General features: G+C 69.6%; 17 protein-coding genes and 1 pseudogene. 7 read left to right on the forward strand and 11 right to left on the reverse strand.

Annotation, left to right across the window (positions count from 1 at the left end; all coding sequences use genetic code 11):
• The 5 genes and pseudogenes from ITP53_RS32905 to ITP53_RS32925 all read left to right on the forward strand — a co-directional run.
• Positions 1–731, forward strand: a pseudogene (locus ITP53_RS32905) (hypothetical protein); the annotation flags it as partial.
• On the forward strand, positions 728–1,150 hold the full coding sequence (locus ITP53_RS32910) for a roadblock/LC7 domain-containing protein (RefSeq protein WP_195899356.1): 423 nt from the start codon (positions 728–730) through the stop codon (positions 1,148–1,150). The pseudogene ITP53_RS32905 and the gene ITP53_RS32910, both read left to right, overlap by 4 nt.
• Before the next feature lie 5 nt (positions 1,151–1,155).
• The gene (locus ITP53_RS32915) at positions 1,156–1,569 is read left to right on the forward strand and encodes a DUF742 domain-containing protein (RefSeq protein WP_407941342.1); all 414 of its coding nucleotides are present in this window, start codon (positions 1,156–1,158) and stop codon (positions 1,567–1,569) included.
• Positions 1,570–1,576: 7 nt separating this feature from the next.
• Positions 1,577–2,137 (forward strand): GTP-binding protein, encoded by a 561-nt coding sequence (locus tag ITP53_RS32920; protein WP_195899380.1) that lies wholly within the window; start codon positions 1,577–1,579, stop codon positions 2,135–2,137.
• A gap of 99 nt (positions 2,138–2,236) precedes the next feature.
• Positions 2,237–3,601, forward strand: coding sequence for an aldehyde dehydrogenase family protein (locus ITP53_RS32925; RefSeq protein ID WP_195899357.1), 1,365 nt, complete (start codon positions 2,237–2,239; stop codon positions 3,599–3,601).
• Here ITP53_RS32925 and ITP53_RS32930 read toward each other — a convergent pair.
• The 11 genes from ITP53_RS32930 to ITP53_RS32980 form a co-directional block, all read right to left on the reverse strand.
• A complete protein-coding gene (locus ITP53_RS32930) occupies positions 3,598–4,383 on the reverse strand; it encodes an ABC transporter permease (RefSeq protein WP_328816521.1) in 786 nt (261 codons plus the stop codon). The two genes, ITP53_RS32925 and ITP53_RS32930, sit on opposite strands and share 4 nt — an antisense overlap.
• A complete protein-coding gene (locus tag ITP53_RS32935; protein WP_195899358.1) occupies positions 4,380–5,159 on the reverse strand; it encodes an ABC transporter permease in 780 nt (259 codons plus the stop codon). Before ITP53_RS32935 ends, ITP53_RS32930 begins: the two co-directional genes overlap by 4 nt.
• Positions 5,156–6,097: an ABC transporter substrate-binding protein gene (locus ITP53_RS32940; protein ID WP_195899359.1), complete on the reverse strand. Its 942-nt coding sequence runs from the start codon at positions 6,095–6,097 to the stop codon at positions 5,156–5,158. Before ITP53_RS32940 ends, ITP53_RS32935 begins: the two co-directional genes overlap by 4 nt.
• A gap of 79 nt (positions 6,098–6,176) precedes the next feature.
• Positions 6,177–7,181 carry a methyltransferase gene (locus ITP53_RS32945; RefSeq protein WP_195899360.1) on the reverse strand — a complete coding sequence of 335 codons (1,005 nt, stop codon included), beginning with the start codon at positions 7,179–7,181 and terminating at the stop codon, positions 6,177–6,179.
• A gap of 10 nt (positions 7,182–7,191) precedes the next feature.
• The gene (locus ITP53_RS32950) at positions 7,192–7,983 is read right to left on the reverse strand and encodes an ABC transporter permease (RefSeq protein ID WP_195899361.1); all 792 of its coding nucleotides are present in this window, start codon (positions 7,981–7,983) and stop codon (positions 7,192–7,194) included.
• Positions 7,980–8,756, reverse strand: coding sequence for an ABC transporter permease (locus tag ITP53_RS32955; protein WP_195899362.1), 777 nt, complete (start codon positions 8,754–8,756; stop codon positions 7,980–7,982). Before ITP53_RS32955 ends, ITP53_RS32950 begins: the two co-directional genes overlap by 4 nt.
• Complete coding sequence (locus ITP53_RS32960) at positions 8,753–9,733, reverse strand: ABC transporter substrate-binding protein (protein WP_236051427.1); 981 nt, start codon at positions 9,731–9,733, stop codon at positions 8,753–8,755. Before ITP53_RS32960 ends, ITP53_RS32955 begins: the two co-directional genes overlap by 4 nt.
• A gap of 96 nt (positions 9,734–9,829) precedes the next feature.
• Positions 9,830–11,119 (reverse strand): flavin-dependent oxidoreductase, encoded by a 1,290-nt coding sequence (locus ITP53_RS32965; RefSeq protein WP_195899363.1) that lies wholly within the window; start codon positions 11,117–11,119, stop codon positions 9,830–9,832.
• Positions 11,120–11,256: 137 nt separating this feature from the next.
• Positions 11,257–12,249 (reverse strand): ABC transporter substrate-binding protein, encoded by a 993-nt coding sequence (locus tag ITP53_RS32970; protein WP_195899364.1) that lies wholly within the window; start codon positions 12,247–12,249, stop codon positions 11,257–11,259.
• Positions 12,250–12,507: 258 nt separating this feature from the next.
• Positions 12,508–13,299 carry an ABC transporter permease gene (locus ITP53_RS32975; protein WP_328816527.1) on the reverse strand — a complete coding sequence of 264 codons (792 nt, stop codon included), beginning with the start codon at positions 13,297–13,299 and terminating at the stop codon, positions 12,508–12,510.
• Positions 13,296–14,093 (reverse strand): ABC transporter permease, encoded by a 798-nt coding sequence (locus tag ITP53_RS32980; protein ID WP_195899366.1) that lies wholly within the window; start codon positions 14,091–14,093, stop codon positions 13,296–13,298. Before ITP53_RS32980 ends, ITP53_RS32975 begins: the two co-directional genes overlap by 4 nt.
• Positions 14,094–14,713: 620 nt before the next feature.
• On the opposite strand from ITP53_RS32980, the gene ITP53_RS32985 reads away from it, so the two are divergent.
• Entirely contained in the window at positions 14,714–17,488 is a 2,775-nt protein-coding gene (locus tag ITP53_RS32985) for a sensor histidine kinase (protein WP_195899367.1), read from the forward strand.
• On the forward strand, positions 17,485–17,907 hold the full coding sequence (locus ITP53_RS32990; protein ID WP_195899356.1) for a roadblock/LC7 domain-containing protein: 423 nt from the start codon (positions 17,485–17,487) through the stop codon (positions 17,905–17,907). The genes ITP53_RS32985 and ITP53_RS32990 overlap by 4 nt, the downstream gene beginning before the upstream one ends.
• The last annotated feature ends 102 nt before the right edge of the window (positions 17,908–18,009 follow it).

Consider the following 18,009-nt stretch of genomic DNA (forward strand, 5'->3'; position numbering starts at 1 on the left):
CCGCCCCTCCGACCCCGTACCGGATGGGTCCCGCCCACCCGTCGTTCCCGTCGAACCCCGAAGCCGGTGGCAGCTGGCCGTCGCTGCCGAAGTGGCCCAGCGAGGACAACGCGGGCGGCTGGCCCGCGGAGCCGCCCGGTAGCGGCTCCGGCGACTCCGACGTGTGGGTGCCGCCCCGCTCGGCCTGGAACGGCGACCGCGGCCTGCCCAGGCGGCCCACGCCGGAGCAGCCGTTCGGCGGCGGCTGGAACAACGAGGCCACGCCGCCCTCACGGCCCGGCTTCGGCTTCCCTGAGACCGATCCGGGCGCCGGTGGGCCCATGCCCGCGGCCAAGCCCGCCTCCTCTGGAGACGAGTACCTGCCGATCTTCGCCGCCGTGGAGTCCGCCTGGTTCGCCCGTAACGAGGGCGGCGCGAGCTGGAGCTCGGCCAAGGCGGACGCCGGGTGGAGCGCGGCGGAGGCCGTGGTGGAGCCGGTGCGTGACGGTTCGACGGCGGCCGGGCTGCCGAAGCGGGTGCCCAAGGCGAACCTGGTGCCGGGCTCGGCGGACATCTCGTCGTCGCCGAAGGGCGTGACCCCGATGCCGTCGGTGTCGCCGGATCGGGTGCGCAACCGGCTCTCGAGCTTCCAGCAGGGCTTCCGGGCGGCGCGTGATGACATCACCGAGGGCCGGGCGTTGCCCTCCGGACCCTCGAGTCCGTGGAACAACGACAGGGAGGAGGGCGTATGAACGATCTGAGCCACGCGGCACGCGGGGTCGACTGGCTGATCACCGACTTCGTCAGCACGGTGCCGGGTGTCGCACATGCGGTGGTCGTCTCGTCCGACGGGTTGCCGTTGGCGGCTTCGTCGGGGTTTCCAGCTGACCGGGCTGATCAGCTGGCCGCGATCGCGTCGGGTTTGGTGAGCTTGACGCAGGGTGCCGCCCGGGTGTTCGAGGGTGGGGCGGTCAATCAGACGATCGTGGAGATGCAGCGCGGGTTGATGCTGATCATGTCGGTCAGTGACGGCTCGTGTCTGGCGGTGCTGGCGGCTCCGGACTGTGACATGGGTCTGGTGGCGTACCAGATGACGCTGATGGTGGATCGCGCCGGTCAGGTGCTGACCCCGGCTGTGCGTGCCGAGTTGCGCGCCAGCCAGACCAGGTGATGTAGGTGTCGGACCAGAAATGGAACAGCGGCGGCTGGGCGCCTCAGCCTCAGCCCCAGTCCCAGTCGCAGCTGAATCCCGACCCCGCCTCGCCCGTCCGCCCGTACGCGGTGACAGGTGGACGGACGGCGCCGCGGGTCAAGCTGGCGATGGAGGCCCTGGTGTCCTCGGCGACGGCCGAGCAGCGGGAGTTCTCCCATATCACGCCGGAGTACCAGGCGATCAGCCAACTGTGCCGGCAGGTCCGGTCCGTGGCGGAGGTCTCGGCCCTGCTGCGGATCCCGCTCGGCGTGGTCCGGGTGCTGATCGCCGATATGGCCGCCGAAGGTCTGGTCCGTGTGCATCAGCCACAGCTGGACGCCGGTCGGCCGGACGTAAATCTGCTCGAAAGGGTGCTCAGTGGACTTCGCAGGCTCTAGCCCCGGACTGACCTCGACGAAGATCGTGGTGGCCGGCGGTTTCGGGGTGGGCAAGACGACGTTCGTCGGCGCGGTGTCGGAGATCATGCCGTTGACCACGGAGGCCGTCATGACCGACGCCTCCGAGGGGATCGACGACCTGGGCATGACGCCGCTGAAGTCGACCACGACCGTCGCCATGGACTTCGGCCGGGTCTCGCTCGACCGCGACCTCATTCTGTATCTGTTCGGCACGCCGGGGCAGCACCGGTTCTGGTTCATGTGGGACGACCTCGTACGCGGCGCCATCGGCGCGGTCGTCCTCGTGGACACCCGCCGCCTCGCCGACAGCTTCCCCGCCATCGACTACTTCGAGGAAGCCCAGCTGCCGTTCGTGGTGGGCGTCAACGGCTGGGACGGTGAATATCCGCACAGCGACTCCGAAGTGCGCGACGCCCTGACGCTGGCCCCGCACATCCCGCTGGTACGACTCGACGCCCGCTCCAAGGACTCGGTCAAGAGCGCCCTGATCAACCTGGTCGAGCACGCGCTCTCGGTCCGGATGGCCGTGCCTGGCTGGGGCGGCTAGCCGGCCACGACCTCGTTGACAGGTCGCGCCTGTGCGTGATCACAATGGCCGCGGTCCCGCCGAGCAGCGCAGGAGCACCATGTCCCGTGGCCGCGTCCCATGAACGTGCGAAACCCGATCACCGGCCAGGCCGACAGGCCCCTGGCTCCGATCCCGCCCGACCGGCTGGCCGCCGTCGCCACCGGGCTGCGCGCCAAGGTCCGGGTGAGCGCCGGCCGCGGCGAAGCCCTCTCACGGTTCGGAGCCGCGCTCGCCGCCGACGACGACCTGCTCGCCGCGCTGGTGGCCGACACAGGCCGGGTGGGGGAGTCGGTGCTGGAGCGGCGGATCGTGGCCGGCCTGATCGACCGATGGGTACGCCTCGCGCCCACGCTCCTCACGCCCCCCGCCGAGATCCCCTCCTCCGTGCCCGGCGTCTTCGTGGGCGGCGACGCGGTGCCGTACGAGCTGGTCGGGGTGATCAGCCCGTGGAACTTCCCGCTGCTGCTCGGCCTCATCGACGCGGTGCCCGCGCTGGCCGCCGGCTGCGCGGTGCTGGTCAAGCCGAGCGAGGTGACGCCCAGGTTCATCGAGCCGCTGATGAGACTCGTGCCGGATGAGCTGCCGCTCGGCGTGGTGGAGGGCGACGGCGGCACGGGAGCGGCGCTGATCGGCCTGGTGGACACGGTGGTGTTCACCGGCAGCGTGGCGACGGGCCGGCTGGTGGCCGAGGCGGCGGCCGGCGCGTTCATCCCCGCCCACCTGGAGCTGGGCGGCAAGGACCCGGCGATCGTGCTGGCCGGGGCCGACCTCGACCGGGCGGCCGCGGCGATCCTGTGGGGCGGCACCGCCAACGCCGGGCAGTCCTGCCAGTCCATCGAGCGCGTCTACGTGGCCCGCGAGGTGCACGACGAGTTCCTGGCGCTGCTCGCGGGCAGGGCCGCCGAGGTGGGCCTGACCTGTGAGGGCGGTCCGATCGGCCCGATCATCGGGCCAGGGCGGGAGGACGTGATCGCCGCGCACGTCGCCGACGCCGTGGCCAAGGGGGCGACCGTGCACACGGGCGGCTCGATCGAGCGGCACGGCGGCGGCCACTGGTGCCGCCCGACCGTCCTGTCCCGCGTGGACCACACGATGACGGTGATGACGGAGGAGACCTTCGGCCCGGTGCTGCCGGTCATGGCCGTGACCGGGCCCGATGAGGCGGTCGCGCTGGCCAACGACTCGGTCTACGGGTTGTCGGCGGCGGTCTTCGCCGCCACCGAGGAGGCGGCGCTGGCCGTGGCCGCCCGGCTCCAGGCCGGCGCGGTCAGCGTCAACGACGCCGCGCTGACCGCGCTCGTCCACGAGGGCGAGAAGCACTCCTTCCGGTTGTCCGGGCTCGGCGGCTCCCGCATGGGCGCCGCGTCCATCGGCCGGTTCGTACGCCGCCGTGCCTTCCTGGTCAACCGGTCCGGCGCGGCCGACCCCTGGTGGCACCCCTAGGTGGTCCTGGCACCGCGATGCCAGGACAGCACGACCCGCTCCACACCCAGGAAACCCGCGTTGAGCACGATGCCGAGCAGCCCGAGCAGCACGATCCCCGCCCACATCGCCGGGATGTCGAACTGGCTCTGCGCCTCCAGCATGCGGTGCCCGATGCCCTCGCTGCTGCCCACCAGCTCCGAGATCACCATCATGATCAACGCCAGCGACACGCTCAGCCGCAGCCCGGCGAAGATCTTCGGGGCGGCGGCGGGCAGGACGATGTGGAACAGCCGTTGCCGGCGGTCCAGCCGGTAGACGGCGCCGGTCTCGATGTAGCGCCGGTCGACGTGGCGGGCGCCGTCCATGGAGTTGATCAGTACGGGCCACACGACACCGTACACGATCGAGGCCAGCTGCATCGGCGTACCGATCTTGAACAGCACCAGGAACAGCGGCAGCAGTGTGGCGGGCGGCACCGAGCGGCCGAGGTGCAGCAGCGGCTCCGCCAGCGCGGACAGCCGGCGCGAGCGGCCCAGCGCGACGCCGATCGCGACCCCGGCCGCGCCGGCCACCGCCCACCCGGCCAGCAGCCTGGCCAGGCTCGGCAGCAGGTCGGCCACCGCCTCATCGGTCAGGAACACCCGCGCGGGCGGCCCGGAGAACCACATCTCGTGCATCCTGGCCACGATCCGCGACGGCGGCGGGAAGTACGCCGCCTCCGCCGACCGCGTGGCCAACTCCCATCCGAGCACGGCCACGGGCAGCAGCCAGTACCACGCCACCCGCCGCAGCGCGCTCACGCGGCATCCGCCGTACGCGCCAGGTGCCAGCCGAACAGGCGCCGCTCGGCCACCGTGAACAGCAGGTTGGCCGCCAGCCCGATCAGACCGGCCCACACCGTGGCGGCCAGTACGCGGTCCAGCCGGTTCGCGCTGCCCGCCAGCGACAGGAACGCCCCGATCCCGCCCCCTCCCGGCGCCAGCAGTTCGACGCTCACCGCCACGATGAGGGTGACCGACACCGCGATCCGCACGCCGGTCGCGATGAACGGCGCCGCGCTCGGCAGGCTCACCCGCAGCACCACGGCCGACCGGCCGAAGCCGAAGCTCCGCAGCGTGTCCTTGGCCAGCGGATCGACGTCGCCGAGGCCGTACATGGTGTTGATCAGGACCGGCCACGAGCAGGTGTAGACGATCAGCGCGATCTTGGCGTCCTGGCTCACCGGGAACAGGAACATGGCCAGCGGGATCAGCGACACCGACGGGATCGGCCGCAGGAACTCCACCAGCGGCCGCGCCGACCGCTCCACGAACGGCACCGTGCCGAGCAGCAGCCCCGCGGGCACGGCGACCGCGACCGCGATCGCCAGCCCGCTCAGGCACGCGGCCAGCGTGGCCAGCACGTCGGCCCTGAACTGCGCCTCCAGCGGCAGCGCCGCCGCCGCGCCGAGGACCTGCGACATGTACGGCAGGACCTCGGGCACCAGCCCGAACCGCCCGGCGAGCTCCGCGACGGCGAGAAACCCCACGACCCCGAGCGCCCCGAGCAGGCCCCGCCCGAGCCGGCGGTCGATCATCCGGCCATGGGCGCGAACAGCCCCGCCACGTCCACCTTCGCCTTGAGGTAGCCGTAGCCGTGCAGCAGATCCGCGAGCTTGCGCACGGCGGCCGGGTCGGCCTCCATGGAGAACTCGCCGAGCGTCATCGCCGCCGCGGCGTCCGCCGGGATCTGCGTGTACGCCGGCACCACCTCGTCGATCGCCTTGCGGTCGGCGCCCGCGATCTCCTGGGCCTTGGCCAGCGCGCGGTGGAAGGCGGCGGCCGTCTTCGGGTTCGCGGCCAGCCAGTCCTCCGTGACGCCCCACCCGTCGATCGGCACCCCGGCCGTCACGCCGTCGGTGGTGTCGATCACCTGAGTGGCGCCGCTCTTCTTGGCGGCGGTCAGGAACGGCTCGACCAGCCAGGCCGCGTCCACCTTGCCGGAGGACAGCGCGGCGAGCTGGTCGGCGAACTGCACGGGGACGTACTTGACGTCCTCCGGCTTGAGCCCGGCCGCCTGCAGGTGGGCGTTGGTCAGGGTCTGCCCGAGCGCCTGCAGCACGTTGACCGCGATCGTCCTGTCCTTGAGACCGGCGGCGGTGGTGATCGGCGAGCCCTTGGCCACGACGACCCCGGCGACTCCGGGCGCGGCCTCCTGGCTGTGCTGGAGGAGCTTCAGCCTGGCCGCGCCCGAGTCGTTGATCGCCATCAGCGACACGTAGCTCGTCAGGAACGCGTCCATGCTGCCGTTGAGGATCTTCGGCATGACCGCCTGGGGAGCCTGGATGATCTCGGTCTTGACGGTCAGGCCCTCGGCCTTGAAGAAGCCGCGTCTCTCCGCGATGAACAGGGGCGCGGACGACGGCACCGGCACCACGCCGACCAGGAGCTGCGTCTTCTCCATGCCGCCCGGTGCCGTGGCCGCGCCGGTGCCCTGGCCGCCCCCTCCTCCACAGGCGCTGAGTGTCAGCGCCATACCCGCGACTACGATCTTGGCAAGCCTCATCGCCACTGCCTTTCTGGGTCCTGTCATCAGGTGGAGGCCGGGGGAAGGGTCAGCGCGGCCTGGCCTCGACCAGGCTCGCACCCGAGCCCAGCTCGACGATCTTCGTCAGCGACAGGCCGGCCTGGCCGAGCAGGGCCGCATACTCGTCGCGACTTCGCTCGGTGCCGCCGTTGAAAATCGCCAGCATCCGCATGTCGAGATCCTTACCCAGATGCGGCTCCTCGTCGTCAGGCAACGCCACTTCAAGTATCAGGACGCGGCCGCCGGGGTTCATGGCCTGGCGGACGTTGCACAGGATCTTGAGCGCGTCCACGTCGTCCCAGTTGTGCAGGACGCTGGCCAGCAGGTAGACGTCCCCGCCGGCCGGTACGGAGGCGAAGAAGTCGCCGGAGACGACCTCGGCGCGGCCGGCCAGGCCCTCGGCGGCCAGCGTCTGCCTGGCACGGTCCACCACGTGCTCCAGGTCGAGCAGGACGCCGCGCATCCGCGGGTTGGCGTGCAGGACCGTGGCCAGGATGTGGCCCCTGCCACCGGCCACGTCCACCATGGTCGCGGTCTCCGGAAAGGAGTAGCGCCTGGCCAGGCCCTCGGTGATGGGGACGGCCCTGGCGGTCATGTAGTCGTCGAACATCCGGCTCGTCGCCGGGTTGGCGGCGAGGTGGTCGTACAGGTGTCCGTAGCGCTTCACGAACGCCGAACCGCCGTCGCGTACGGTGGCGGGCAGCATGCCCATGGCGTACCAGAAGCCCTCCTCGCCGAGCATGCGGATCGAGGAGCGTACGGAGTCGGGCACGTCGGAGCGCAGCGCGGCGCCCTTGTCCGTCAGGTCGTAGGCGTCGTTCCCGGCTGGGCGGACCAGGCCCACGGCGGCCAGTTCGCGCAGGACCCGGCGCAGGGACGGGGCATGCGCCCCGCAACGCATGGCCAGCTCACCGGTGTCCAGCGGCCCGTGTGCCAGGTGGTCGGCGAGGCCCAGCTCGGCCATGGTCAGGAGAGCCGCGAACCGGGAGATGTCTCCCAGGGCTCCCCAGAGAAGATCATCGGAATCAGGCATGGGCCCCTTCTCATGGGTTTCTGGTGGACTCCCGGTGCCAGACGAGCACGCGGCGCTCGGCCAGCACGAACAGGGAGTTGACGACGTAGCCGAGGAGGCCGAGCAACGAGATCGCCGCCCAGACCCCCGCCCCGTCGAAGCTGCGCTGGGCCTGCAGCAACTGGTAGCCGATGCCGTTGGTGCCGCCGATGAGCTCGGAGATCACCATGAGGATCAGCGCCAGTGACAGGCTGAGCCGCAGCCCCGCGAAGATCTTGGGCGAGGCGGCGGGGAGCACGACCACCCGCAGGCGCTGCGGTCGCGACAGGTTGAAGACGGTGGCCGTCTCGGTGTAGGTGGGGTCCACCGCCCTGACGCCGTCGATCGTGTTGAGCAGCACCGGCCAGATCACGCCGAACACGATCGTGGCCAACTGCGTGATCAGCGCCCCCATCTGGCCCCCCTGGAAGAGCGCGAGGAAGAGCGGCAGCAGCAGCGGCGGCGGGAGTGCCCGGCCGAACTCGATCAGCGGGTCCACGTAGTCGGTGGCCGTGCGCGAGCGTCCGAGCAGCGTGCCCAGCACGATCCCGAGCACCGAGGCCAGGATCCAGCCGCCGAACATCCGGCCGAGGCTCGGCAGCATGTGGTCGATCGCGTCCTCCGTGAGGAACACGTGGGAGACGGGGCCGGAGAACCACAGGTCGTACATGCGCACGGCGATCGTCGTGGGCGGCGGGAAGTCGCTGTCCGCGCTCCAGCGGGCGATGATCTCCCAGGCCACGAGGACGGCGGGGATCACCCAGATCCTGGCGACGACCTTCACGACTTCGCCTCCCCCGTCCGCATGTGGTGCCAGCGGAACAGGTGGCGTTCGCCGGCCGTCAGGAGCAGGTTCGCGGCCAGGCCGAGGACCCCGGCCCAGAACGTCGCCGCCATCACGAGGTCGGTCCTGTTGCCGTTGGCCGCCACGTTCACGTAGACGCCGATCCCTGCGACGCCGCCGGCCAGGAGTTCGGCGCTGACGGCCAGGACGAGGGCGATCCCGGCGGCGATCCTGACCCCCGTGGCGACGAAGGGGGCGGCGCTGGGCAGGCTGACCCTGGTGAGCACCGCCAGCGAGCCGAATCCGAAGCTGCGCAGGGACTCCTTCGCCAGCGGGTCCACGTCTTCGAGCCCGTAGACGGTGTTGATGAGGATGGGCCAGATGGAGGCGTACACGATGACCGAGACCTTCATCAGCTCGTCCACCGGGATCAGCAGGATCGCGAGCGGGATGATCGCCACGGACGGTATCGGGCGCATGAACTCGAGCACGGGCCTGATCGCCCGCTCCACCGGAGCGATAGCGCCGAGCAGCACCCCCAGAGGCACGGCGATCGCGATCGCGATCAGCAGGCCGAGCACCCAGTTCGTGAGCGTGGCGCCGGCTCCCGCCAGGAAGTCCGCGTCGGCCAGGAGGCCGGCGGCTTCGTACAGGACGGTCGAGGGCGCGGGCACGACCAGGTCACCGCTGAGCCAGAACCGGATGACCAACTCCCCGGCGAGCAGAAACCCCGCGGCGCCGGCGGCGCCGCGGAGCAGTCGCGCACCGGTCATCCGCCGGCCGGCTGCGCGATGACGGACTTCACGTCGAGCGGGCTCTTGAGGTATCCGTACTCGAGCATGAGGTCGGCCACCTTCTGCAGCCGGCTCGCGTCCAGCTCGCTCGGATAGGTGCCCAGCGTGATCGACGACGCGGTCTTCGCGTCGATCTTCGTGTACGTCGGCAGCATGGCCTCGATCTCCTTGCGGTCACTCGAGGCGAGCTGCTGCGCCTTGGAGATCGCCCGCTGGAACGCGGCCAGCGTCTTCGGGTGCTTCTGCGTCCACTCCTCGGTGGCCATCCAGCCGGCGATGGGCAGGTTCGCCGTCTGGCCGGTCATCGTGTCGGCGAGCGTGCGGAAGCCGTGCTGGCTCTGGTTGGCGGTGATGAAGGGCTCGGTGATCCAGCCCGCGTCCGCCTGGCCGCTGACGATCGCGTTGCCCATGTCGGGGAACGGCTTCTCGACGAACGTGACGTCCCGATCCGTGAGACCGGCGGCCTTGAGCTGCGCGGTCACCGCCAGCGTGCCGACGTTGTTCAGGGTGTTGACCATGACGGTCCTGCCCTTGAGGTCAGCCACGCTCGCGATGGGGGAGTCCTTGGCGACCATGATGTTGAAGGCGTCGGGACCGGCCTGGTACATGTCCGCGATCAACTTGATCTTCTTGCCGGCGCCGACGGCCACGAACGTCGACACGTAGTTGGTCTGAGAAAGGTCCAGGGCGCCGCTCTCGATCTGCGGCAGCGCGGCGGCGCCGCCGACGATCGTGACCGGCTCCACCGTCAGGCCCTCTTCCTTGAAGAAGCCCTTGGCCTGGGCGATGTAGAGCGAAACCGGGTCCGGAATGGGCAGAGCGCCCACCTTGATGGTGGTCTTCTCCAGTCCGTTGCCGCCGGCCGGCGGGCCGGCGGGCGTCTCGCTCCCTCCGCAGGCGGTGAGTGCGAGAGCGGTGCAGAAAGTCAGGGCCAGATAGCGCAGCGTACGTGTCATGGGGGGTTCTCCTACTCGGAGAGGCATTGAGAGATCGACACACGTAACCAAGCGCGAGGGTACCCAGGAATGATCGAAATAGCAGCCGTCGGCGGGTCAGGGCCGGCGTACGCTCCACGACGGCCGCTCGTTCAGCTCCCGCACGTCCGCGTCGGAGATCTGGTGCTGACCGTCGGCCACGACCGTGAGCTCCTCCTCGGTGAGCACGTCGGAGATGTGGGAGAAGCCGTGCGGCGCCCGTTCGGACACCAGATCGACTGACTCGTCCATCGCCATCCGGCGGTGCCCGTGCAGCAGCGCCGTGGTCAGGGGCAGCCGCTCGGCCTCGTACGCCTTCAGCCCTTCGGCCGGGTCGTCGGACGTCGCCAGGCAGCGTGCCAGCACCCGGGCGTCGAGGACGGCCTGCGAACCGCCGTTCGAGCCGAGCGGGTAGAGCGGGTGCGCGGCGTCGCCGAGCAACGTCACCCTGCCCTCGCCCCAGGACGTCAGCGGGTCGCGGTCCACCATGGGATATTCGAGAACCCGCTCGGAGGCCCTGATGAGGCCGGCCACGTCGAAGTGACGGTGGGTCCAGCCGGTGAAGTGCTCGAGCACGTCCTCCAGCCGTCCCCGCCGTGACCAGTCGGTCTCCTCGTCGATCTCGCCGCCCTCAGCGACCTTCACCTCGGCGACCCAGTTGACCAGGCGCGGATCGGCGGCCGAGACGTGATAGGCGACGAACTTCGCGTGCGTGCTCGACCCGGCCACGAGCACGGTCGCGCCGTCCATGACCCGCTGGTCGGACACGGCCAGGCCGCGCCACATCCGGACCCCGCCCCACATCAGCGGTTCCGGCCGCTCGTGCAGGCGGGCGTGCAGGCGGGCGTGCAGGCGGGCGTGCAGGCGCGCGCGCACGGACGACAGCACGCCGTCGGCGCCGATCAGCACGTCCACCCGCTCGCGAAGCACCTCGCCCGAGGACAGGTCGCGCAGCGTGACGGTGACGCCCGCGCCGTCCTGCTCGAAGTCCTCGAGCCGCCGCCCCGTCCGGGCCGGCCCGAGGCGCTTCTCCACCGCGGCCAGCAGGATCATCTGCAGATTGCCGCGGTGGATGGAATACTGCGGCCACCGGTAGCCCGCGGAACGGCCGCGGGGCAGCGCCACGATCTCGTTGCCGAAGCGGTCGGTGAAGGTCATGAAGGTGGTCTCCACACCGCTCGCCGCGAGCTCGTCCGCCAGCCCCAACTCGGTGAGCTCGCGTACGGCGTGCGGTTGCAGATTGATCCCCACCCCGAGCGGCCGCAGCTCTTTGACGACCTCCACGACCACGCAGTCCAGACCCGCCGCGTGCAGGCTCAGCGCTGTGGTGAGCCCGCCGATGCCGGCGCCGATGATCATTGTTCGCATCAGATTCCTCCAGCGTCAATGAAAAAGGGAGGAAACGCTGTGAGCGCTTCCCCCCCTTGGCCGGATCAGTCAGCCCCTGGCTGGACGGACCCGGATGTCGCGAGCTCGACCTGCCGATCGACGACCTCAGTCCGGAATCAGGAGGCAGCGCCGCCGGCCAGCATCGAGGACACGTCGTACGCCTGCTTCAGATAGCCGAACTCCGACATGAGGTCCGACACCCGCTGCAGCCTGGTGCCGTTGACCGAGGTGGAGAAACCGCCGAGCTCCATCAGGTCGGCGGTCGCCTTGTCGATCTTCGCATATTTGGTCAGCGCGGTGTCGACCTCGGAGCTGTTGGAGACCGCGAGCTCGGAGGCCTTGCGCAGGGCCCGCTGGAAGGCGGCGACCGTCTTGGGGTTTTCCTGGGCGTAGGGCTCCGTGACCAGGTAGCCGGCCATGGGGAAGTCGGCGGTCGGCCCGGTGAACAGGTCGGAGAGCACGACGGCGCCGTTGGTGCTGGCGGCCGTCTGGTAGAACGGCTCAGGCAGGAAGGCGGCGTCGACCTGGCCGCCTTCGAGCGCACCGGCCATCTCAGGGAACGGGAACTCGGCGAACTTGACGTCTTCCGGAGTCAGGCCGTTGGTCTTCAGCAGTGCGCTGACGGACAGCGTGGCGATGTTCTCGCGGGTGTTGACGCCGATCGTCTTGCCCTTGAGCTGGGCCACGCTGGTGATCGGCGAGCCCTTCTTCGTCATCAGCATGTAGTTGCCCGGCTTGGCGGCATAGGCCTCACCGACGACCTTGATCTTGGCCGTGCCGCTGGCGGAGGCGAGGATGGCCGAGACGTAGTTGCTGTGCAAGATGTTGATCTTGCCGGAGATGAGATCGGGCATCGCGGCGGCGCCGCCCTGGATGATCTCGATCTTGACGTTGAGGCCCTCGGCCTTGAAGTAGCCCTTGTCGATGCCGATCTGAATGGGGGCGACCTCGGGCAGGGGCAGCATGCCGACGATGAGATCGGTCTTCTCCAGCCCGCCGGCCGATGCGGAAGTGCTGGATTCGCCGCCCCCGCCGCATCCACTGGCGAAAAGCGCGGTGGCAGTGATTAAAAGTGCGGAAATGCGTAGGCGATGCCGGAGACCGGACATGAATGCTCCAGGGGGGAAGACGCATTTGACAACGCGCGAAGGCGTGTGACAACGCGCGTAGGCGTGATCTTGCAGGAAAAGAAGCCTAGCGCAACCCTGGATTCGCCTGTAGCGTGACAAGGAGTATTACAACCAGATATCACCATATAGAGTGAAATGTCCAAAGACTTTGTTTTTTTCCGAATTGGGCGGTTTGGAGCGGTGGGAACGTTCCAAAGGGAGGTGGCGCTCCGGGGCCGGACAGCCACCTCGGTTCTCTCAGGCGATTCGCCTGGCGGAGTGATGCCAGGTCAGCGCCTTCCTCTCCATCATCAGGAAGCCCTGGTTCAGCAGGTAGCCCAGGATGCCGAGCAGGATGATGGCGCCCCACACCCCCGGGATGTCGAACGAGCGCTGGGCGCTCCGCAACTCGAAGCCGATGCCGTCCGTGCTGTAGAACTCGGCGATCACCATGAGGATCAGCGCGAGTGAGAGGCTGAGCCGCAGCCCTGCGAAGATCTTCGGCGCGGACGACGGAAGGATGATCTTGAACAGCCGCTGCACGCCGGTGAACCTGAAGACACGCGCGGTCTCCAGGTGCAACGGGTCGACGTTGCGAGCCCCGTCGGCCGCGTTGAACAGCACCGGCCAGATGATCCCGAACGTGATGGTCACGATTTGCATGCGCGCCCCCGTCGAGAACAGCGCGACGAACATCGGCAGCAGAGCGGGCGGGGGAAGCGCCCGCCCGAACTGGATGATCGGGTCGACGAACCTGAAGAAGACCGGCGACCGGCCGAGCATGAGCCCGATCGTCACGCCGACCACTCCGGAGGCGACCCAGCCGGCGAGGAGGCGGCCGATGCTCGGCGGGAAGTTGTCCATGGCCGTCTCGTTGAACCACAACTGGGCGGGGGAGCCGCTGAACCAGAGCTCGCCCATATGGATCACGATCTCCGATGGGGGCGGGAAGAAGGGGTGCTCCATCGCCCGGGTGGCCAGCTCCCACACGGCCAGCACGACGGGCACGACCCAGAGCCGCAGCAGGCCCGAGGAGAACTTTCTGATCACTGAGCATCTCCAACTCTGACCGAGTGCCAGCGGAAGATCCGGCGCTCCCCCCAGACGAGCGCGCCGTTGGCGAGGATGCCGAGGATGCCCGCCCATACGGTGGCGGCCACGGTCAGCGTGAGCCCGTCGGGACTGCCCCCCGCGGCGATGATGAAGGTGCCGATGCCGTCCGAGCCTCCGCCGAGCAACTCGGTGCTGATGGCCAGGATGAGCGCGATCGTCGCGGCCACCCGGATCCCGGTCGCGATGAACGGCGCCGTGCTGGGCAGCGAGACCCGCCACAGCACCGACAGCGGGCCGAAGCCGAAGGTCCGCAACGTCTCCTTGGCAAGGGGGTCGACGTCCTTGAGCCCGTAGATGGTGTTGATCAGGATCGGCCACGTGGACGCGTACAGGATCATCGCGACCTTCATGTCGAGCCGCTCGGTGAAGACGAACGAGGCCAGCGGGATGAGGGCCACCGAGGGGATGGGCCGCAGGAACTCGATGACCGGCCGCAACGCCCTCTCTATCGGGGGCACGCTGCCGAGCAGGAGGCCGGCGGGCACCGCCACGGCCACGGTGACCAGCAGGCCGAGCCCCCATCCGCCGAAGGTCGCCGCGACGTCCTCGAGGAACTCGGCGTCGGTGGCGAGCTCGGCGGCGTTCAGCAGGATCGTCGAGGCGAGCGGGAACTGCGTGGTGGGGATGAGCCCCAGCCTGCCCGCCGCCTCGGCGATGCAGATGAGGCCGACCACGCCGATGATCCCGCAGGCCACGGCGTTGTCGAGGAGGCGCCGAGGGCTCAGTGGCATGGGATCGTCCCGATGCCGTCGGGGGGACACGTCATGGGGGATCTCCGTGACTTCTTCCGTCCAGCGGACCCGAAGAAGCCGGGTAGGGAAGACGAGCAAAGACGGAGCCAGGGTATCCGAGTAGATCACTCACCCCGTCGGTGTCAAAAACGTAGATACGGGCATTCTGTGGCGTTTTACGTCTTTTGTCTGATTTGATGCGAAGGTTCCGACGTTGGAGATACCCGCCGTTCGCGCCGGTGACTGTACGTCGATGGATCCTCCACGGATCCTCGAATTGTGGCGTCTTTACGAGGAGAGTGACTATTGTGACGCCTGCGGCATTGGCCGAATTAATGAAGGGTGTGCTCAAATAAGCACTCGCCCGATGGATGTGTTTGGTACCACGCGGCCGAACATGGCTGACTGCGATCCGCAGCAGGCCGTCCAAGGAGAGGTTGCTAGAGTCGGTGAGGACTGCATCTACCCGTGGGAGCCGTGCCCTCAATGGGGAGGCCGCGAATGCCGGAGCGCCAGGCCCGCCTGGCCAGGACGGCACGCTCGGGGTAGCTCCCGTAGCAGCCAGGTCAAGGACGACACCACGCAGGGCGGCCCTGCGTAACTGGCGTGTCCGCTCGAAGATGCTGGCGCTCATCATCATTCCCACGCTGGCGGCCGTCGTTCTCGGCGGCTTCCGCGTCACGACGTCCGTCGGCAGCGCGATCGAGTACGAGCAGATCAACAAGGTCGCCGTACTCGCGGGAAAGCTCGCCGGTCTGACGCACGCCCTGGAGCTCGAGCGCGACCTGACCGCCGCCTTCGTGGCGCAGGGCCGCAGGCCGACCGGAGCCTCCAAGATGGAGGCCCAGTACACCGCCGTCGACCAGGCCGTGGGGCAGGTGCGGGCGGACATCGACGCGCTCGCCACGTCGGATGTCCCTGAACGGGCCGAGGCCGTCCAGATCGGAAACCGGCTCGACGAGCTCGCGAACGCGCGAAAGGCCGCTTCGGGCACCCAGCTGGAGACCCGTACCGTGATCCGGCTCTACGAGCAGATCATCCGCGACATCACGGTCTTCAACGACGACCTCGACCGAGGCGCCGTCGACGAGGAGCTGGCCGACGGCGTGGCCGCCTTCGCGGCCCTGGCCCGTGCCAAGGAGAGCTCTTCGAGAGAGCGCGCCATCCTCATGACCGGCATCGTCAGCAGGCGGCTGAGCCCGGCACTGCTCGACGACTTCCTGGTCGCCCGCTCCCAGCGTGACACCGAGCTGGCCACGTTCCGTGCGCACGCCACGATCGCCCAGCGAGAGCTCTACGACAACACCGTCTCCGGCCAGCTGATCGACCGTGGGGAGGGCATCAGGTCCCGGGCGCTCGTGCTGACCGCCGAGGGCAGGCTCCTGGTCGACAAGGCACTCGGCGCCCGCAACGGCGACCTCTGGTTCCAGTCGAGCACCGAGACGATCGAGCGGATGCGCAAGGCCGAGGCCAACCTCGCCGAAGCGATCATCCTGCGCAGCCGCATGCTGCAGGAGTCTGAGCAGCGCTCCGCCCTGCTCATCGGTGTGGCGATCGCCGCGCTGCTGCTCGTCGTGGTGGTCGTGACCACCGTCATGGCCCGGTCGCTCGTACGCCCGCTGCGCAGGCTGCGCGGTGAGGCCCTGCACATCGCCGGCCAGCGGCTGCCAGAAACCGTCCGGCAACTGCGTGAATCGGGTTCACTGGAGCAGCCTGCGGTGTCGCCGATCGGAGTCGACTCCCAGGACGAGATCGGTGAAGTCGCGCGGGCGTTCGACGAGGTGCACCGCGAGGCCATCCGCCTGGCGGGCGAGGAGTCCCGGCTGCGCAGCAATGTCAACGCGATGTTCGTGAACCTGTCGCGGCGCAGTCAGACGCTGGTCGAGCGGCAGATCACTCTGATCGACGGTCTGGAGCAGGGTGAGCAGGACGAGCAGCGGCTGGGGAACCTGTTCAAGCTGGACCACCTGGCCACCCGCATGCGCCGCAACAGCGAGAACCTGCTGGTGCTCGCCGGCCAGGAGCCGCCCCGCCGCTGGAGCCAGCCCGTCAAGCTCGTCGACGTGGCCCGCGCCTCCCTGTCGGAGGTCGAGAACTACGAGCGGGTCGTGCTGGAGGTGCCCGAAGGCGTCTCCATCGCCGGCCAGGCCGTCAACGACATCATCCACCTGCTCGCCGAGCTCATCGAGAACGCACTGTCGTTCTCCCCGCGCGAGACCCGCGTCCCCGTCTCCGGCAGCAGGATCGACGGCGGCGGCATCATGCTCTCCATCAGCGACTCCGGCATCGGCATGACGCAGGAGGAGCTCGTCCAGGCCAACGACCGGCTGACCGACGCGCCCACCGTGGATGTCTCGGTGTCGCGCCGCATGGGTCTGTTCGTGGTCGCCAGGCTGGCGCACCGGCACGGCATCCGGGTGCAGTTGCGCCCGCACGGCTCCGGCGGCCTGACCGCGATGGTCCTCCTCCCCGAGACGCTGCTCGGCACGCAGGCCCCCTCGTACGCCGGCTCCGCGCCCGCCACCGCACCGCGCGAGGAGGCGTTCCCGACGCCGCAGCCGGCCGCCGCCGGCCCCTGGCCGGCCGGGTCGTACCAGATGGGCCCCGGCCACCCGTCCTACCCTGGCAACCCGTCGTATCCGTCGTACCCGTCGACGGAGTCGGCGTCACCGAGCGGATCCTGGCCGGCGTCGCCGCAGTGGCCCGCGGAGACGCCCAGCTGGATGTCGTCGTCTTCACCGGCGTCCGCTCCGGCGCCCGGCCCGGCCAGTCAGGCCCCCGCTCCGTCGTCGTTCGACTCCTCCTCCGACGTGTGGGTGCCCTCGCGCGGTCCCGCGACGGGAGAGCACGCGCTGCCCCAGCGCGGCCTCCCCGACCTGCCCCAGCGCGGCGTGCTGCCCGACGACACCCGCCCGTGGACGCGCGCTCCCGAGCAGCCGAGGCCCCAGCGCTTCGACTTCCCTGAGACCGAGTCCGCGGAGACCGGCCCCATTCCGGTGGTCAAGCCTGCCTCGGCCGGGGACGAGTACCTGCCGATCTTCGCCTCGGTCGAGTCACGCTGGTTCGATCACGCCAGCGAGAGCGACGCCACCTGGGGTTCGGCCAAGGCGGACGCCGGGTGGAGCGCGGCGGAGGCCGTGGTGGAGCCGGTGCGTGACGGTTCGACGGCGGCCGGGCTGCCGAAGCGGGTGCCCAAGGCGAACCTGGTGCCTGGCTCGGCCGACACCGTCTCGGCGCCCAAGGGCGTCGCGCCCATGCCGGCGGTCTCGCCCGAGCGGGTACGCAGCCGTCTTTCGAGCTTCCAACAAGGCTTCAGAGCCGCACGCGACGACATCAGCGAGGGCAGGGCACACTCGTCCGGCCCCAGGAGTGACAGTAGGGAGGAGGGCGCGTGAACGACCTGAGCCACGCGGCACGCGGGGTGGACTGGTTAATCACCGACTTCGTCAGTACCGTTCCGGGTGTCGCGCACGCGGTGGTCGTCTCGTCCGACGGGTTGCCGTTGGCGGCTTCGTCGGGGTTTCCGGCTGACCGGGCTGATCAGCTGGCCGCGATCGCGTCGGGTTTGGTGAGCTTGACGCAGGGTGCCGCCCGGGTGTTCGAGGGTGGGGCGGTCAATCAGACGATCGTGGAGATGCAGCGCGGGTTGATGCTGATCATGTCGGTCAGTGACGGCTCGTGTCTGGCGGTGCTGGCGGCTCCGGACTGTGACATGGGTCTGGTGGCGTACCAGATGACGCTGATGGTGGATCGCGCCGGTCAGGTGCTGACCCCGGCTGTGCGTGCCGAGTTGCGCGCCAGCCAGACCAGGTGATGTAGGTGACGGACCCAAGATGGAACCGCGGCGGCTGGGACTCCCACAACAGCGGTAGCTGGGAGCCACCGCCGCCGCCGCCTCCTGCCGGCCACGACCCCG

The sequence above is a fragment of the Nonomuraea cypriaca genome, from assembly GCF_015645445.1.
In the GTDB taxonomy this organism is placed as follows: Bacteria; Actinomycetota; Actinomycetes; order Streptosporangiales; family Streptosporangiaceae; genus Nonomuraea; species Nonomuraea cypriaca.

Excerpts from the sequence above, each read along its gene's own strand:
- ITP53_RS32910 (WP_195899356.1), top strand. The coding sequence starts at position 728 with ATGAACGATCTGAGCCACGCGGCACGCGGGGTCGACTGGCTGATCACC.
- ITP53_RS32925 (WP_195899357.1), top strand. The coding sequence starts at position 2,237 with ATGAACGTGCGAAACCCGATCACCGGCCAGGCCGACAGGCCCCTGGCT.
- ITP53_RS32935 (WP_195899358.1), bottom strand. The coding sequence starts at position 5,159 with ATGATCGACCGCCGGCTCGGGCGGGGCCTGCTCGGGGCGCTCGGGGTC.
- ITP53_RS32940 (WP_195899359.1), bottom strand. The coding sequence starts at position 6,097 with ATGGCGCTGACACTCAGCGCCTGTGGAGGAGGGGGCGGCCAGGGCACC.
- ITP53_RS32945 (WP_195899360.1), bottom strand. The coding sequence starts at position 7,181 with ATGCCTGATTCCGATGATCTTCTCTGGGGAGCCCTGGGAGACATCTCC.
- ITP53_RS32955 (WP_195899362.1), bottom strand. The coding sequence starts at position 8,756 with ATGACCGGTGCGCGACTGCTCCGCGGCGCCGCCGGCGCCGCGGGGTTT.
- ITP53_RS32960 (WP_236051427.1), bottom strand. The coding sequence starts at position 9,733 with ATGACACGTACGCTGCGCTATCTGGCCCTGACTTTCTGCACCGCTCTC.
- ITP53_RS32965 (WP_195899363.1), bottom strand. The coding sequence starts at position 11,119 with ATGCGAACAATGATCATCGGCGCCGGCATCGGCGGGCTCACCACAGCG.
- ITP53_RS32970 (WP_195899364.1), bottom strand. The coding sequence starts at position 12,249 with ATGTCCGGTCTCCGGCATCGCCTACGCATTTCCGCACTTTTAATCACT.
- ITP53_RS32980 (WP_195899366.1), bottom strand. The coding sequence starts at position 14,093 with ATGCCACTGAGCCCTCGGCGCCTCCTCGACAACGCCGTGGCCTGCGGG.
- ITP53_RS32985 (WP_195899367.1), top strand. The coding sequence starts at position 14,714 with ATGCTGGCGCTCATCATCATTCCCACGCTGGCGGCCGTCGTTCTCGGC.